Consider the following 17811-nt stretch of genomic DNA (forward strand, 5'->3'; position numbering starts at 1 on the left):
ATTGCTAATTTCGTAGTGCATGATACTTCTTAATTCTAAACTACCAACTGTTGGCACCACGATATTTTCGGTGATGTCTAAATTAGCTCAACAACACAATGCGATTAACCTTTCACAAGGTTTTCCAGATTTCGCAACCAACCCAAAGCTTATAAATTTTGTAGCCGATGCGATGAAAGATGGTCATAACCAATATGCACCAATGCAAGGTTTACAAGTGCTACGTGAATTAGTTGCCGAAAAAATGGCTACAATTTACGGTGCAAATTATCATCCAGAAACTGAAATAACCATTACTGCAGGTGGTACTCAAGCTATTTTTACAGCATTAGCAGCGGTAATTAATCCAGGAGATGAGGTAATTATTTTTGAACCAGCTTACGATTGTTACTCACCAACTGTAAAATTATTGGGCGGTTTGGTGAAACCATTCGAATTACACGCACCAGATTATGCGATAGATTGGGAAATGGTAAAAAAGCTTTTTACAGCAAATACCAGAATGATTATTTTAAATAGTCCTCATAATCCAACTGGCAGTATTTTAAGCAAAGCTGATATCGATGCACTAATTAAACTCACAAAAAATACAGACATCTTACTTTTAAGTGATGAGGTGTATGAGCATATCATTTTTGATGGAGAAAAACATCAAAGTGTTGCGCTATATCCCGAATTACAAGAACGTAGTTTTATTGTAGCTTCTTTTGGAAAACTGTTACACACTACTGGTTGGAAATTAGGATATTGTCTTGCTCCTGCTAAACTAATGGCTGAGTTTAGGAAAATACATCAATTTAATGTTTTTAGTGTAAATACACCCATGCAAGTTGGGATAGCTAACTACTTAAAAAGCGAAAATATTTATGAAACTATACCCGCTTTTTTCCAACAGAAAAGAGATTTATTCCGATCTCTTTTAAGTGAGACTAAATTTAAATTATTACCTTGTAAAGGTTCTTATTTTCAATGTGTAAGCTATAGTGGCATCAGCGATGAAAAAGATGTTGATATGGCTAAACGATTAGTAACCGATTTTGGCGTTGCCGGAATACCTGTTTCTGCATTTTACACTAAGGCCACAGATGATAAGATATTACGATTTTGTTTTGCAAAAGAACAAGATACCTTGGAAAAAGCCGTTGAAAGACTATTAAATATATAATTTTCAGATTCTAAAAGAATTATAAAATGGAAAGTCCACAATACTTAAACATACAGAACCTAAAAATAACCGTTTTTCAGGCCTATTTGTTTTGGGAAAACATTGATAAAAATTTACAGAATATTTCTTTGCGATTATCTGGCGGAGTACGTGAAAAAACAGATTTAATCGTTTTGCCCGAAATGTTTAACACTGGTTTTACCATGAAAGCCGAAGAAATGGCTGAAGAAATGGGTGGTAAAACAATGCAATGGCTTCAAAAAACAGCCGAAAACTACGATTGTGTAATTACTGGAAGTTTAATTATTAAAGAAAAAGGCAAATTTTATAATCGAATGATTTGGATGTTGCCAACTGGCGAATATCAATTTTATGATAAACATCACCTATTTGGTATGGGCGATGAGGATACAAATTATACTGCCGGAAAAAAACAATTAATAGTTGAATTGAAAGGATGGAAAATCAGATTAGCAGTTTGTTATGATTTACGTTTTCCAGTATGGTTACGTAATAAAAATGCCGAATACGACATTTTATTACTTGTAGCCAGCTGGCCAGATAAAAGATCTGCTCATTGGCGTACTCTAATTCATGCTCGTGCGGTAGAAAATCAAAGTTATGTAATTGCGGTAAATCGAGTTGGTCACGATGGTAATCAGGTATACCACAGCGGTCATTCTATGTGTATAGATCCTTATGGAAACACGGTTTATTACAAACCTGAAGATGAAGATTTGTATACATTTAGCATCAATTACCCAGATTTAGAGAAAATACGTAGACAATTTCCATTTTTAAAAGACGCAGATAGCTTTACCATAAGTTAATAATTTACCATAAATATGTTCAATAGAAGAAAATTTATAAAAGCATCTGCGCTATCTGCAGGTTTGCTAGCTGTAAATAAAAATAGCATAGCTGAAGTTTTGCCAAAAGGTAAATCAGGAAATATAAATAAGCCAATCGTAATTTCCACATGGGATTTTGGAGTAGCGGCAAACGCTGATGCATGGAAAGTTTTAAGTAAAAACGGTAGATCTTTAGACGCAGTTGAACAAGGTGTTTGGGTGCCAGAAGCTGATGAAAATAACCAATCTGTGGGTTATGGCGGTTTGCCAGACCGCGATGGAAAAGTAACCTTAGATGCTTGTATCATGGATGAGCTAGGAAATTGTGGAGCTGTTTTAGCTTTAGAACATATTAAACATCCTATTTCTGTTGCTCGCAAAGTGATGGAAAAAACACCTCATGTAATGTTAGCGGGAGATGGAGCTTTACAATTTGCTTTAGAACAAGGCTTTAAAAAAGAGAATTTATTGACCGCCAAAAGTGAAAAAGACTGGAAAGAATGGCTGAAAACTGCTAAATATGAGCCTGTTATCAATATAGAAAATAAATTGTACGATAAAGCAGCTCCTCAAAAACTTCCAGGAAACCAATACAATCATGATACCATAGGTATGATAGCAATGGATGCTCAAGGAAATCTTTCTGGCGCCTGCACAACCAGCGGAATGGCTTATAAACTACATGGGCGTATTGGCGATAGTCCGATTATTGGGGCTGGTTTATATATTGATAATGAGATTGGTGGCGCAACATCAACTGGTGTTGGCGAAGAAGTGGTAAGAAATGTTGGTTCTTTTTTAGTAGTTGAGTTAATGCGACAAGGTTATACACCAGAAGATGCTTGTAAAGAGGCCGTAATGCGTATCATCAAAAAGAAACCTGAAACTGCCAAGAAAATTCAAGTTGGGTTTTTAGCCATGAATAAAAAAGGAGAATATGGTGCTTACGCAATTCAGCAAGGGTTTAGTTATGCAGTTTGCGATAGCCAAAAACAAGATTTAGTCATCAAAGGAAAAAGCTATTATTAACCCCTTAATCCCCTAAAGGGGAATTGCAAACCGAACAATCAATTGCAAAATATATGACGACTTTAATATGAACATAATATATGCGAAGTCCCCTTTAGGGGGTTGGGGGTTAGAAGTTTGCGCTAACTCTTTTGCATCAGCTTTAGTAGCCGAAAAAGGCGGTGCAATTCGTGTTGAACTATGCGAAAACATGGCTGAAGGTGGTACTACACCAAGCTATGCAACTATAAAACTTTCTAAAGAACGATTAACTATTCAAGTTTGGCCAATTATTCGTCCACGTGGTGGAGATTTTTTGTACAGTGATGATGAATTTGAGCTGATGAAAGAAGACATCAAAATCTGTAAAGCGTTAAATTGTGATGGCATAGTAACTGGCATCCTTTTAGCCAATGGCGAAATAGATAAAAAACGTTGCGCTGAATTAATTGAGTTAGCTTATCCAATGCCAATGGCTTTTCATCGTGCCTTTGATATGAGTAATAATATGGAAAAAGCATTGGAAGATTTGATTGAATTAGGTTTTGTTCGTGTTTTAACTTCTGGCGGAGCCGAAAATGCATATCATGGAATTGAAATTTTAGCGAAATTAATAGACCAAGCTAATGGAAGAATAGAAGTTATGCCTGGAGCTGGAATCAATCCCGAAAACATCTTAGAAATTGCATCCAAAACTGGAGCAAAATCGTTTCATTCTTCGGCCAGAATAAAAATTAATAGTAAAATGCAATACCGTAACCAAGCTAGTAAAATGGGTAGCGTAGCTGATGAATTTCAATACGAGCAAACGTCTTTGGCTTTGGTAAAACAAATGACCGAAAAACTCAATGCAAATCCATGAAAATAACAAAGCTCACCCTATTCTTTCTGATTTTATTTTTCTCAGCACAAGCTCAAAACACTAAAAATAGAGCCCCAGAATTTGTTTTAGGCAATTTTATAGATGATTACGGAATTACGTATTCAATAAATGATACACTTTGGGTTCAAAGTCCGACTACAAAATATCATATCATTAAATGGAATCCAGAGAAGCAATACCTGGTTGCTAAAAATGATTCAGCAAACAAGACCGACGGCAATAAATATACACGAATAGATTATATGACTTTTAACGGAATGGAGCCTTGGCGATGGGGTTTCTGTTTAACGGTTTATGATGCCGAAACAGACGTTATCGCCGAACAAACTGCTTATGTAGATAGACAAAATCCTAAAAAAGGATGTAACGGCTATCCATTCTCTCGAATGAAAAAACTTGAACCAAAATCACCTACAAACTAACATAAATGAAACTTTCAAAGTTATTCCTAACTCTTTTAATAGTAACAAATTTTGCGTCTGCACAAACAAAAAAGGATTATAATCAGTATGTTAACCCATTTATAGGCACTGGAGGACACGGGCATACCTACCCTGGCCCAGCACTTCCATTCGGTATGATTCAACCTGGTCCAGATACTCGATTAGATGGTTGGGATGGCTGTTCGGGTTATCATTATACAGATTCAGTAGTGTATGGTTTTTCGCAAACGCATTTAAGTGGCGTTGGAATTGAAGATTATTGCGATTTTTTATTCATGCCTACCGTTGGCAAACCACAATTTATAAATAAACAATACGCCTCTCCTTTTCAAAAGAAAAACGAAAAAGCAAGTCCAGGATATTACAGCACTTTTTTAGATAAATACAAGATTAAAGCGGAAATCACCACAACAAGAAGAGCTGGTTTGTACAAGTTTACTTATCCAAAATCTAAAGAATCTAACATTATTATTGATTTAAAACACCGCGATAAAGTTTTAGATAGTTGGGTAGAAATTGTAAATAATAGAGAAATTAAAGGGTATAGAAAATCGAGTTCGTGGGCTAAAGGACAAGAATTATATTTCCATGTTAGATACAACAAACCTTTTAAATCGTATGGCATTGTTATAAACGATGAAATACAACCTGGGTTAAAGAAAGCTAAAGGCACAAATCTTAAGGTATATATCCAATTTGAAACAGCTGACCAGGAAAGTATATTATCTCAAGTTGCTATTTCTGCTGTTGATGATGCTGGTGCATTGAAAAATTTAAACAATGAAAAAGATGGTTTTGATTTTACAAAAACACTAGCTAAAGCTAAAATAACTTGGAATAAAGAACTTTCTAAAATTGATGCAGAAAGCGGAAATAAAAAACAACTAACTACTTTTTATACAGCACTATATCATAGTTTACTTAATCCAAATTTATACATGGATGTTGATGGTAGGTATCGTGGTTTAGACAAAAAAGTACACATTGCAAAAGACTTCGAATATTACAGTGTTTTCTCCCTATGGGATACCTATAGAACAGAAGACCCTCTATTAACTTTAATTGATAGAAAAAGAGTTTTAGACTTTATTAAAACGTTTTTGGCTATGCACAAAGAAGGCGGATTATTGCCTATTTGGCCTTTAGCAAACGATGAAACTTTTTGTATGATTGGTAATCATGCTATTCCTGTAATAACTGATGCCTATGCTAAAGGAATTAGAGGTTTTGATACTAAATTGGCATTAGAAGCGATGAAACATGCTGTTAATCGTAAACAATTTGGTATAGATGATTATGCAAAATATGGGGCTGTTATGGCAGATTTTGAACATGAAAGCGCATCAAAAACTGTAGAATATGCATATGATGATTGGTGTGTGGCGCAATTTGCAAAAATGATTGGAGCAGAAGCCGATTATCAAACTTACATTACTAGAGCTCAGAATTGGAAAAATGTGTATGATCCGTCAACGGGACATATTAGAGCTAGAAATAATGGTGGTTGGTGGAAACCTTTTAATCCGACAGAAGTAAATAATAATTATACCGAAGGAAACTCGTGGCATTATAGTTTTAGCACTCAACAAGATGTAAATGGGCATATAGATTTGATGGGTGGAGAAAAAGCTTATCAAGCAAAATTAGATGAATTATTTACCACAAAACAAGGTTTAACAGGTCGCGATCAAAGCGATATTACGGGTTTAATTGGGCAATATGCGCATGGAAATGAACCAAGTCATCATATGGCTTATTTATTCAATTTCACTTCTCATCCAGAAAAAACTCAATATTACATTAACAAAATCATGAATGAGCAATACCATGATCAACCAGATGGACTGGCTGGAAACGAAGATTGTGGGCAAATGAGTGCGTGGTTAGTCATGAGTGCAATGGGAATTTACCCAGTTTCGCCAGGAAATAATATGTACAATATTGGTACGCCATGGTTTAAGAAAATGACGATTAGTTTAGAGAATGGCAAGAAAATAATCATCTCTGCTCCTGCTAAAACTGATGCAAATTATTACCTAAAAGGGATTTCATTAAATGGAAAAGCATATAATAAGTTGTTTTTAAACTTTAATGATTTATCAAATGGAGCGAATTTAAGCTTTGCTTTATCGGCTACACCAGATTTAAAATATCTGAGTAGCTTGCAAAAACCTGTAATGAAAATTACAGAAAATCTGATTGTTCCAAATCCAATTATTGATGGCCCACAAGAAACTTTTAAAGACAAGGCCGAAGTCAATATTACTTCTGCCCTACCAAATACAGAAATTTACTACACATTAGATGGTTCAATACCTAATCAGAATTCGACTAAATATATTGCTCCTTTTAGTATCGATAAAGATGTAACTATTAAAGCAATTGCTTATAAAAAAGGTTTTAAAACGAGTTATGTGAGTACAGCGATCTATAAAAAAATCACAAATAACTATACCATAAAGATTAATAGTGAAATTAATAAAAGTTTTACTGGCGGAGGGAATGATGCATTAATTGATGGCGTTAGAGGTGCGATAAACTGGAGAGTTGGTAATAGATGGCAAGGTTTCTGGGGTATAGATTTTGAAGGAATTTTAGATTTAGGCAAAACACAACTAGTTAATTCAGTTAGTATTGGTGCTTTACAAGATACACAAGCATGGATTATTTTCCCATCAGAAACTGAGTTTTATATTGCTGGCGATGATATGAATTTTAAATTAGTTGGCGACGTAAAAGCTCCAGTTGATGCAAAAGATTATACTATTCAAATTAAAGAATTATCAGCTAAAGTAAATGCACAATGCCGATACATAAAAATTAAAGCGAAAAACTATGGTATACTTCCTGCTTGGCATGAAGGTGCAGGTGGTAAAGCGCATACATTTTTTGATGAGATAACGGTTAAATAACTTATCGTCATTGCGAGGAACGAAGCAATTTTTCCTTACTAGATAGATTGCTTCGTCGTTTCACTTCTCGCAATGACGAGTTTTATTAATCACCCCGCAACCTTCAATATTACCACAAATTTTTGTTCTTTAACTGGATTCAAGTGACATCCTTTTTTGTCATGCTGAGCTTGTCGAAGCACAAAAAAGATATAGTGTAAAGCCAGTCTGAATGAGCAAAAGAACCACTGAAATTGCTTTTCAAATCTTTACCTAAAAAACCTATCTTTGCAGCAAAGATGAAGCACATACGTAATTTTTGCATAATTGCACATATAGACCACGGCAAAAGCACTTTAGCCGATAGGTTGTTAGAATATACAGCGACGATTTCTCAACGCGAATCTCAAGCGCAATTGCTTGATAATATGGATTTGGAGCGTGAACGTGGAATCACAATTAAAAGTCACGCGATACAAATGAATTTCAAAATTGATGGTCAGGAGTACAATTTTAACCTAATTGACACACCAGGACACGTTGATTTTAGTTATGAAGTTTCTCGTTCTATTGCTGCTTGCGAAGGCGCTTTATTAATTGTAGATGCATCGCAAGGCATACAGGCTCAGACTATTTCTAACCTTTATTTGGCATTGGAACACGATTTAGAGATCATTCCGATTTTAAATAAAATGGATTTGCCTGGGGCGATGCCTGAAGAGGTAAAAGATCAAATTATTGATTTAATCGGTTGTAAACGTGAAGAAATTATTCCTGCATCTGGTAAAACCGGAATGGGAATTCCTGAGATTTTGCAAGCGATTGTAGACCGTGTTCCTGCGCCAGTTGGCGATCCAGAAGCACCATTACAGGCTTTAATTTTTGATAGCGTTTTCAATTCTTTTAGAGGAATTATCGCTTATTACAAAGTTGTTAATGGTGAAATTAAAAAAGGTGATAAAGTAAAATTCATTAATACTGGCAAAGAATATTTAGCTGATGAAGTAGGTATTTTGAAATTAGATATGTCGCCAAGAAATTCTGTAAAAACTGGAGATGTTGGTTATATTATTTCTGGAATTAAAGAAGCTCGTGAAGTAAAAGTTGGTGATACCATTACAACAGTTGGCAGACCATCTTTAGATGCTATTCAAGGTTTTGAGGAAGTTAAACCAATGGTGTTTGCTGGTATTTATCCAGTTGATACTGATGAGTTTGAAGAACTTAGAGAAGCAATGCACAAGTTGCAATTGAATGATGCCTCTATCGTTTTTGAGCCAGAAAGTTCTGCGGCATTAGGCTTTGGTTTCCGTTGCGGTTTCTTAGGAATGTTACACATGGAGATTATACAAGAGCGTTTGGAGCGTGAATTCGATATGACGGTAATTACTACGGTTCCCAACGTATCATACATTGCTCACACTACCAAAGGCGATGAATTTGTAGTAAATAACCCATCTGATTTGCCTGACCCAAGTAAATTAGACTCTGTTGAAGAACCATTTATTAAAGCAAATATTATTACCAAAGCTGATTTTGTTGGACCAGTAATGTCACTTTGTATTCAAAAAAGAGGAACAATTGTAAATCAATCATACTTAACATCTGATAGGGTTGAATTAGTTTTCGAAATCCCGATGGCAGAAATTGTTTTTGATTTTTATGATAAGTTAAAAACGATATCTAAAGGTTATGCATCTTTCGATTATCACCAAATTGGTTACCGTAAATCTGATTTAGTGCGTTTGGATTTGTTAATTAACGATGAACCAGTTGATGCTTTATCTTCATTAATACATCGCAGCAGTGCTTATGATTTTGGTAAAAAAATCTGCGAAAAATTGAGAGAACTAATTCCTCGTCAGCAATTTGAGATTAAAATACAAGCTTCGATCGGCGCAAAAGTTATCGCTCGTGAAACTTTAAGTGCTTTACGTAAAGATGTAACTGCTAAATGTTATGGTGGTGATATTTCTCGTAAACGCAAGTTATTGGAGAAACAGAAAAAAGGTAAAAAACGTATGCGCCAAGTTGGAAACGTAGAAATTCCACAATCGGCATTTATGGCAGTTTTAAAATTAGACTAAAATAGTATTTAGATGTTAGTTGTTAGTATTTAGACAGCTAGACATTAATTTAAATACTAATTACTAAATACTATATACTTACAATGCAGCTACTCGACGGCAAATTCGCATCAGAAAAGATAAAAACAGAAATCGCAGAAGAAGCAGCAGCTTTTTTAGCACAAAGTGGACGTAAACCTCATTTAGTTGCCATTTTGGTTGGTAACGATGGTGGTAGCGAAACCTATGTAGCTAGCAAGATGAAGAACTGTGAGAAGGTTGGTTTTAAATCTTCTTTATTTAGATATGATAATTCGGTTACTGAAACTGAGCTGTTAGCTAAAATTGAAGAAATTAATAAAGATGCAGATGTAGACGGTTTAATTGTTCAATTACCTTTGCCAAAACACATTGATCCAGAAAAAATTACTGAAACTATTGATTATCGCAAAGATGTTGATGGCTTCCATCCAGTGAATTTGGGTAGGATGATGCGTAATTTACCTTGTTTTATTCCTGCTACTCCTTATGGCATCTTATTAATGTTGCAAGCTTACAATATTGATACTACTGGAAAACATTGTGTCGTAGTTGGTAGAAGCAACATTGTTGGCAGTCCGATGAGTATTTTAATGGCTCGTAATGCAAATCCAGGAAACTGTACTGTAACGCTTACGCACAGTAAAACTCATAACTTAAAAGAAATGGTTTTGCAGGGCGATATCGTTGTGGCAGCAATCGGCAGAAAAAACTTTGTAACTGCAGATATGGTTAAATCAGGTGCAATTATCATTGATGTAGGTATCAACCGAGAAACCTCAACAGAAACTAAATCTGGCTTTAAATTATATGGAGATGTTGATTTCGAGAATGTAGTTCCAAAAGTATCATGGATAACTCCTGTTCCTGGTGGTGTAGGTTTAATGACAATTGTAGGTTTATTGAAGAATACATTGGCATCTGCTAAAGGAGAGATATATAGTTAAGGTATAATTATCCAAAAAATCTTTTCCATAAACTTTCTTTAAAACCTACATATAAACCATCTTTTTTCAATTTTGTTGGATAAATATTGATATAGTCTCCTTGTCCCTCGGCTCCTCTTCCAGTCGCTAAATTATATTCCCATCGATGAATTGGGCAGACAATATTTCCTTCTTTGCACCAACCCCCGCTTAAAATTCCACCAGCATGTGGACATGTATTTTGAATAGCTGAAAATTTTCCTTTATGTTTAATTACACAAATTTTCTTCCCATCGGCTTTTGCCATTTCTACAAAATCTTCTCTTTCAGTTTCTTGTTTTGACAAAACCTTTACCCAAATCATCTTTTCTGCTTTTTTGAATGTGTATATTTGCGCTCTAATTTACGAAATGGCACACAATATACCAGAAGATGGGACACTACTTCCTTTAATGGAAGAATTTTATACAATACAAGGCGAAGGATTTAATACAGGAAAAGCTGCTTATTTTATTCGTTTAGGTGGTTGCGATGTTGGTTGTCATTGGTGTGATGTTAAAGAAAGTTGGGATGCAGAATTACACCCGCTTACTTTAAGTGATGATATTGTAACAAAAGCTGATACTTTCCCAGGAAAAGCAGTGGTTGTAACTGGAGGTGAACCGTTAATTTATAATCTTGACTATTTAACTAAAAAGCTGAAAGAGCGAAACATTTTAACTTTTATAGAAACATCTGGTGCTTATCCTCTTTCTGGATCATGGGATTGGATTTGCTTATCTCCAAAGAAATTTAAAGCTCCAAGACCAGATATAACACCTTTTGCAAACGAATTAAAAGTTATCGTTTTTAACAAGAGTGATTTTGAGTGGGCAGAGAAATATGCCGAAACAGTATCTCCTACTTGTAAATTATATTTGCAACCAGAGTGGTCTAAATCAAAAGAAATGACGCCGCTAATTGTAGAGTATGTAATGGCAAATCCAAGATGGGAAATCTCGTTACAAACCCATAAATTCCTTAATATTCCATAAATATTCGATATTTTAATTACATTAGTCTAACAGCAAATAGCTTGATTTAGATGAATAAATATTGGATTTTCTTTTTATGTTGGATAACTTTTTCTGCAAGTGCACAAAATTCTACTAATAAAAAAGCGCAAGAAAGCTTTGAGGATGCTCAACAATATCTCAGACAAAATATTTACGAAGATGGTATTAAATATTTAGATGAAGCTATAAAAGCTGATCCAAAATTTCAATTAGCCTATATTCAGTTAGGTGATGTTTATCGTAGATTAAAAAATTATCCTAAGGCGAAAGAAAATTACCGCAAAGCTGTAAGTTCTGCGCCAACTATAGAACCTAGAATCTATTATGTTTTAGCAGAAAGCGAATTACTTTCTGGAGATTATGCAAATGCCAAAGCTAATTTTCTACTCTTTCAACAAAAATATACAGGTTCAGATCAAGATTTCATTAACAAGACAAAAAAATACCTTTTAGATTGTGATTTTGCGATAACTGCAATTAAGACCCCTACAAAATATGAGCCTATAAACATGGGATTTTATGTGAATAGCGCAAATCGAGATTATTTTCCTGCTCTGACTGCAGATGGTGAAACACTCATTTTTACAAGAGTAACCAATGGGAATGAAGATTTCTTTATTTCGACGAAAAAAGATAAAGAATGGCAAAAAGCACAACCGTTAAGTGATAAAATCAATACACCAAATTTTAACGAAGGTGCACAATCTATCTCCCCAGACGGGAAATACATATTTTTTACCGGTTGTAATCGCCCAGATGGCTTAGGTCGTTGTGATATTTATGTTTCTAGAAAAGAAGGAAACGATTGGGGGAAAGCCGTTAATTTAGGTAAAACAATTAATTCTGAATATTGGGATTCGCAACCTTCAATTAGCGCTGATGGAAATACGTTATATTTTGTAAGTAATCGTCCTGGCGGGATTGGGGGCTATGATATTTGGAAAAGTAATTTAACGGAGGAAGGAAAATGGACTGATCCTGTAAATTTAGGACCGAAAATTAATACGCCTTACGACGAAAATACTCCATTTATACATGCCGATGGTAAAACGCTTTATTTTTCATCAGATGGTTGGCCTGGCTTTGGTAATAAAGATATTTTTTATAGTCGCATGGCAGATAATGGAGAGTTTTCTACACCCACAAATCTTGGCTATCCAATTAATACATATAATGAAGAAATTGGTTTGATTGTTAGCGCTGATGGCTCCGAAGGCCTATTTTCTGCAAATATTGAAGGTGGTGGATTTGGCGATTTAGATATTTATCATTTTAAGCTTCCAGAAAAAGCTAAGCCTTTGCCCGTAACTTATGTTAAGGGAATTGTTCGAGATAAGGAAACTAAATCGTTATTAGAAGCAAATGTTTTAGTGATAGATTTAAAGACAAACACCCCAGTATTTAATGATTTCACCTCAAAAGAAACTGGAGATTTTTTAGCGGTTATGCCTATTGGAAGTGAGTATTCTTTTAATGTAGAAGCCGATGGTTATTTATTTAATTCACAACATTTTACATTAAACAAAACCAATACAAATGAACCTTATCAAATTGAAATATTATTGGATAAATTTAAAGTTGGCAGCGATGTTATTTTAAAAAATATCTTCTTTGAAACTAATAAATATGAACTTTTACCTCCATCTATAGTCGAATTAAATATATTAACTGATTTACTTAAAAAGTACGAGCATGTTTCGATAGAAATACAAGGCCATACTGACAATGTTGGAGTTGCAAAACAAAACGAAATTTTATCAGAAAATAGAGCTAAGGCAGTTTACGATTATTTAATTAACAACGGAATAGATAAAAAAAGACTTACATTTAAAGGTTACGGAGAAACTAAGCCACGTTATGATAATACTACGGAAGAAGGTAGGCAACAAAATAGAAGAACTGAGTTTACCATCATTAAAATTTAAATTATATGGAACAGAATTTTAAAAACCATACTCGCTTTGTACCTGGTTTTCACTTTGTATTAGGAACCCTAGTTATTGTAGGTTTATTGGGTGCAAGTATTGGTGTTTTTCATGCTGTAAATGGAAGCAAATTAGACCTACACAATGCCTTTTTACTTTTGATTTTGTTTTTAGCTGTAGCTTTATTGTTCTGGTATAGTAGAAATTTCGCTATTAAAGCACAAGATAGGGCTATACGAGCCGAAGAAAATCTACGTTATTTTTCTTTAACTGGTAAATTATTTCCTGCCGAATTAAAAATGAGCCAAATTATTGCTTTACGCTTTGCTCCAAATGAAGAATTTTTAGGCTTGGTAGACAGAACTGTTGCTGAAAAACTATCTCCAAAAGAAATTAAAATAGCTATTAAAAATTGGCGTGGAGATTATCACAGAGCATAAACTAAATAACTGCTTGTCTCACACGAATTAACTTCACCAATAAATCTTCCAATAAAGCTAAATTTAACATGTTTGCACCATCAGATTTTGCATTAGCTGGATCTGGATGAGTTTCTATAAATAACCCGTCGGCTCCTACCGCGATTGCTGCTTTTGCAATAGTTGCAATTAATTCTGGTTTACCACCGGTTACGCCACTACTTTGATTAGGCTGTTGTAACGAGTGCGTACAATCCATCACCACTGGTACGCCAAAGCTTTGCATTTCTGGTAAACCACGGTAATCTACAATCAAATCTTGGTAACCAAAAGTATTTCCTCTATCGGTAAGTACCACTCTATTATTTCCTGAATCTATAATTTTATCAACTGCAAATTTCATCGAACCAGCCGATAAAAATTGACCTTTTTTAACGTTTACTACTTTTCCAGTTTCTGCAGCCGCAATTAATAAATCTGTTTGTCGGCATAAAAAAGCTGGAATTTGTAACACATCTACATAAGCTGCCGCCATAGCCGCTTCTTTGCTTTCGTGAATGTCAGTTACCGTAGGAACATCAAATTCTCTACCAATTTTCTCTAGAATTTTTAATGCTTTTTCATCGCCAATACCTGTAAAAGAACTTCCTTTACTTCGATTTGCTTTACGGTAAGAGCCTTTAAAAATGTAAGGGATATTCAGTTTATCTGTAAGTGTAACTATCTTTTCAGCAATGCGCAAAGCGATATCTTCGCCTTCGATAGCACAAGGGCCAGCCATTAAAAAGAAATTATTAGAATCTGTATGTTTTAATTTATCAATCGAAAAGTTAATCATAGTAGTGTTTTACGTATCCTTAAAGGATTTTAGTTTTATTAGTTTCCTAATTCGGACATAAATTTAATCCGCATTAATTGTATTTCTTCGCGAGTATAATCGCTTTCGCCTAAATCACTTAGGGCTTCATCTATCGAATCGTTATCGGCTGCTCTAAAGTAATCAAATACTTCATCCTGTCTATCTTCATCAATTAATTCATCAACAAAATAGCCTAAATTTAATTTTGTACCAGAGTTTACAATCGCTTCAACTTCCTTTAAAATATCGAAATAAGTAATCCCTTTTGATCGAGCAATATCTTCCAAACCAATCTGTCTATCAATATTTTGGATGATAGAAACTTTTAATGCAGATTTATTTGCCTGAGTTTTAATCACTAAATCAATTGGTCTTTCAATATCATTATCTTCTACATATTTCTTAATGAGTTCGATAAATGATCCACCAAATTTTAATGCTTTACCATGCCCTACTCCAGAAATCTGCTTCAATTCATCCATTGAAATAGGATAATGCGTACACATTTCTTCTAACGAAGGGTCTTGAAAAACAACAAATGGAGGAACATTTTTTTGCTTAGCTATTTTTTTACGAAGATCTTTTAGTAAACCCAAAAGTTGCGTATCCAGCGCTCCAGTGCCATGTTTTACATCATCTTCATCATCATCAGCTGCGCTTTCTATTAACTCATTTAAAAGGAATTTTAAACTATAAGGATTTTCAATAAACTCTTTACCGCCTTTAGTCAAGCGTAATAAACCATAATTATCAATATCTTTCGAAACGAAATTATTTAATACCGCTTGTCTAATTAACGATTTCCAAAGAATTTCACCATCTTCTTTGCCTAAGCCAAATTCTGGAAGTTTATTTTGTTCATATGCAATAGTTTGAGCAGTTTCACTACCCATAAAAATATTCAGTAAATGGGTATCGTCAAATTTTTCGCCTGTGGATGCAATTAATTTTAGAAAAGTTAATAAATGAGGCTCAGCTTCAAAAGTTTGTTTTGGCTTTTTGCAATTATCGCACATGCAATTACAGCCTGTTTCATTAAAATTTTCCCCAAAATAATGTAATATCTGTTTTCTTCGGCATACGCCAGATTCAGCATAATCAATTACTTCTTTTAATATTTGAGTACCTATTTCACGTTCAGAAACAGGTTTATCCTTCATAAACTTAGCTAATTTATCTACGTCTTTTTGCGCATAAAAAGCTAAACAAACACCTTCGCCACCATCTCTTCCTGCCCTACCAGTTTCCTGATAATAACCTTCCATACTTTTAGGAATATCATGATGAATCACAAACCGTACGTCAGGTTTGTCTATTCCCATACCAAAGGCAATTGTAGCTACAATTACTTCGGCATCTTCCATCAAAAATTTATCTTGGGTTTCTGCTCTAACTTTCGGTTCTAACCCAGCATGATAGGGTAAAGCCTTAATTCCATTTAAGTTTAAAGCTTCTGCAACTTCTTCTACCTTTTTACGACTTAAACAATAAATAATACCAGATTTACCTGTATTATATTTAATGTATCTAATGATTTCTTTAATTACATCCCGTTTAGGCCTAATTTCATAAAACAAGTTCGGCCTGTTAAATGACGATTTAAACAACGTCGCATCGGTCATTTGTAGATTTTTGATAATATCTTGCTGTACTTTAGGCGTAGCGGTTGCTGTTAAAGCAATAATTGGAATTTCTTCTCCTAAACCTGTAATTACTTGTCGTATTTTACGGTATTCTGGTCTAAAATCATGGCCCCATTCCGAAATACAATGTGCTTCATCAACGGCAACGAAAGAAATTTTAAGCAATTTTAAAAACTCAATATTTTCTGCTTTGGCTAAAGATTCTGGTGCAACATATAGTAATTTGGTTTGCCCATCCAATAAATCACTTTTTACCTGAGTAATTTCTGTTTTATTTAAAGATGAATTAAGAAAATGCGCAATACTATCACTCCCACCAAATGCTCTTAATTGATCTACTTGATTTTTCATCAATGCAATTAACGGCGAAATTACAATGGCAGTACCTTCACTCATTAATGCTGGCAACTGGTAACATATTGATTTACCTCCGCCAGTTGGCATTATTACGAACGTATTTTTTCCTTCTAAAACATTGGTAATTATCGACTCTTGATCTCCTTTGAAATTATCGAAACCAAAGAAAGTTTGCAAATTATCAAACAACGACTTTTTCACGTCCATTTTTTGTGTCAAATATTCTGTGCTATTATTGTTCAAAATAACATAATTTTGCAGTAATTAAAGCATCAATATACTAATAAATTCTCTTTGAAAAGTAAAAAATCTATAATCGAAACCGCTATTTCAACTCTAAAGTTAGAATCAGAGGCTATTTTAAACCTTTTACAACACATTAACGAAGATTTTGTTAAAGTTGTACATGCCATTTTAAAGAGCAAGGGACGCGTAATTGTTACTGGAATAGGAAAAAGTGCAATTATCGCTCAAAAAATTGTAGCAACATTTAATTCTACAGGCACGCCAGCAATTTTTATGCATGCAGCCGATGCTGTACATGGAGATTTAGGAATGATCCAACAAGATGATATTGTAATTTGCTTATCTAAAAGTGGAAATACACCTGAAATTAAACTCTTGGCTCCTCTTTTAAAACAATCTGGTAATTTATTAATTGGCATGTTGGGTTCATTAAATTCTGATTTAGCCAAACAAGCCGATTTAATTTTAAACACAACTGTCGAAAAAGAAGCTTGTCCACATAATTTAGCGCCAACTACAAGCACAACTGCACAATTGGCAATGGGTGATGCTTTAGCTATATGTTTATTGGAAGAACGAGAATTTAATACAGAAGATTTTGCCCGTTACCATCCTGGAGGATCTTTAGGAAAACGCTTGTATTTAAAAGTTGGCGATTTAGCTGCAAAAAATGAAAAACCAAGTATTTCTCCTTCAGCTTCTGTAAAAGATGTGATTATTGAAATTAGCAAAAACCGTTTGGGTGCAGTTGTTGTTATAGCCGATGAGAAAATTTTGGGTGTAATAACTGATGGAGATATTAGAAGGATGTTAGAAAACCACACTAATATTGAAAATATAACTGCCGCAGATTTAATGAGCATTAATCCGAAAAGAATCGATAAAGATGAATTAGCTTTATTGGCTTTAGAATTAATCAAAAAAAACAATATTACTCAATTATTGGTTACCACAGGTGATACTTATTACGGAATGGTACATTTGCATGACCTTTTACAAGAGGGCATTATTTAAATTAAATTATCTTTGCAATAC

Annotated in this window: 15 protein-coding genes; 12 read left to right on the forward strand and 3 right to left on the reverse strand. The window is 34.3% G+C overall.

Annotated elements, in window-relative coordinates; genetic code table 11:
• Nucleotides 1–19 precede the first annotated feature (19 nt).
• The 8 genes from GM921_RS05605 to GM921_RS05640 all read left to right on the forward strand — a co-directional run bounded on the left by GM921_RS05605 (nt 20) and on the right by GM921_RS05640 (nt 10293).
• Complete coding sequence (locus GM921_RS05605; protein WP_182921613.1) at nt 20–1165, forward strand: methionine aminotransferase; 1146 nt, start codon at nt 20–22, stop codon at nt 1163–1165.
• A 26-nt stretch (nt 1166–1191) separates the two neighbouring features.
• Entirely contained in the window at nt 1192–1995 is an 804-nt protein-coding gene (locus GM921_RS05610) for a nitrilase family protein (RefSeq protein ID WP_182921614.1), read from the forward strand.
• 15 nt (nt 1996–2010) lie between these two features.
• A complete protein-coding gene (locus tag GM921_RS05615) occupies nt 2011–3045 on the forward strand; it encodes a N(4)-(beta-N-acetylglucosaminyl)-L-asparaginase (protein WP_182921615.1) in 1035 nt (344 codons plus the stop codon).
• A gap of 67 nt (nt 3046–3112) precedes the next feature.
• Nucleotides 3113–3886, forward strand: a complete 774-nt coding sequence (locus GM921_RS05620; protein ID WP_182921616.1) for a copper homeostasis protein CutC — start codon at nt 3113–3115, stop codon at nt 3884–3886.
• Nucleotides 3883–4329 carry a hypothetical protein gene (locus GM921_RS05625; protein WP_182921617.1) on the forward strand — a complete coding sequence of 149 codons (447 nt, stop codon included), beginning with the start codon at nt 3883–3885 and terminating at the stop codon, nt 4327–4329. Before GM921_RS05620 ends, GM921_RS05625 begins: the two co-directional genes overlap by 4 nt.
• 5 nt (nt 4330–4334) lie before the next feature.
• Complete coding sequence (locus GM921_RS05630; RefSeq protein WP_182921618.1) at nt 4335–7262, forward strand: GH92 family glycosyl hydrolase; 2928 nt, start codon at nt 4335–4337, stop codon at nt 7260–7262.
• 278 nt (nt 7263–7540) lie between these two features.
• On the forward strand, nt 7541–9328 hold the full coding sequence (lepA, locus tag GM921_RS05635; RefSeq protein WP_182921619.1) for a translation elongation factor 4: 1788 nt from the start codon (nt 7541–7543) through the stop codon (nt 9326–9328).
• A gap of 83 nt (nt 9329–9411) precedes the next feature.
• Nucleotides 9412–10293 (forward strand): bifunctional 5,10-methylenetetrahydrofolate dehydrogenase/5,10-methenyltetrahydrofolate cyclohydrolase, encoded by an 882-nt coding sequence (locus GM921_RS05640; RefSeq protein WP_182921620.1) that lies wholly within the window; start codon nt 9412–9414, stop codon nt 10291–10293.
• Nucleotides 10294–10300: 7 nt separating this feature from the next.
• On the opposite strand, the gene GM921_RS05645 is transcribed toward GM921_RS05640, so the two are convergent.
• Nucleotides 10301–10636: a Rieske (2Fe-2S) protein gene (locus GM921_RS05645; RefSeq protein WP_182921621.1), complete on the reverse strand. Its 336-nt coding sequence runs from the start codon at nt 10634–10636 to the stop codon at nt 10301–10303.
• Between the two features lie 46 nt (nt 10637–10682).
• Between GM921_RS05645 and GM921_RS05650 the strand changes: the two genes are divergently transcribed.
• The 3 genes from GM921_RS05650 to GM921_RS05660 are packed head-to-tail and all read left to right on the forward strand — an operon-like array spanning nt 10683 to nt 13692.
• Nucleotides 10683–11306 carry a 7-carboxy-7-deazaguanine synthase QueE gene (locus tag GM921_RS05650; RefSeq protein ID WP_182921622.1) on the forward strand — a complete coding sequence of 208 codons (624 nt, stop codon included), beginning with the start codon at nt 10683–10685 and terminating at the stop codon, nt 11304–11306.
• Between the two features lie 50 nt (nt 11307–11356).
• A complete protein-coding gene (locus tag GM921_RS05655; RefSeq protein ID WP_182921623.1) occupies nt 11357–13252 on the forward strand; it encodes an OmpA family protein in 1896 nt (631 codons plus the stop codon).
• A gap of 5 nt (nt 13253–13257) precedes the next feature.
• Nucleotides 13258–13692, forward strand: a complete 435-nt coding sequence (locus GM921_RS05660; protein ID WP_182921624.1) for a DUF6526 family protein — start codon at nt 13258–13260, stop codon at nt 13690–13692.
• Nucleotide 13693: 1 nt separating this feature from the next.
• Here GM921_RS05660 and kdsA read toward each other — a convergent pair whose 3' ends face one another.
• A complete protein-coding gene (kdsA, locus tag GM921_RS05665; RefSeq protein WP_182921625.1) occupies nt 13694–14509 on the reverse strand; it encodes a 3-deoxy-8-phosphooctulonate synthase in 816 nt (271 codons plus the stop codon).
• Nucleotides 14510–14547: 38 nt separating this feature from the next.
• The gene (gene recQ, locus GM921_RS05670; protein WP_182922245.1) at nt 14548–16737 is read right to left on the reverse strand and encodes a DNA helicase RecQ; all 2190 of its coding nucleotides are present in this window, start codon (nt 16735–16737) and stop codon (nt 14548–14550) included.
• Between the two features lie 87 nt (nt 16738–16824).
• Between recQ and GM921_RS05675 the strand changes: the two genes are divergently transcribed.
• Nucleotides 16825–17790 (forward strand): KpsF/GutQ family sugar-phosphate isomerase, encoded by a 966-nt coding sequence (locus GM921_RS05675; protein WP_182921626.1) that lies wholly within the window; start codon nt 16825–16827, stop codon nt 17788–17790.
• Nucleotides 17791–17811: the final 21 nt, after the last annotated feature.

The organism is Pedobacter planticolens, from assembly GCF_014172375.1.
Lineage (GTDB): Bacteria > Bacteroidota > Bacteroidia > Sphingobacteriales > Sphingobacteriaceae > Pedobacter > Pedobacter planticolens.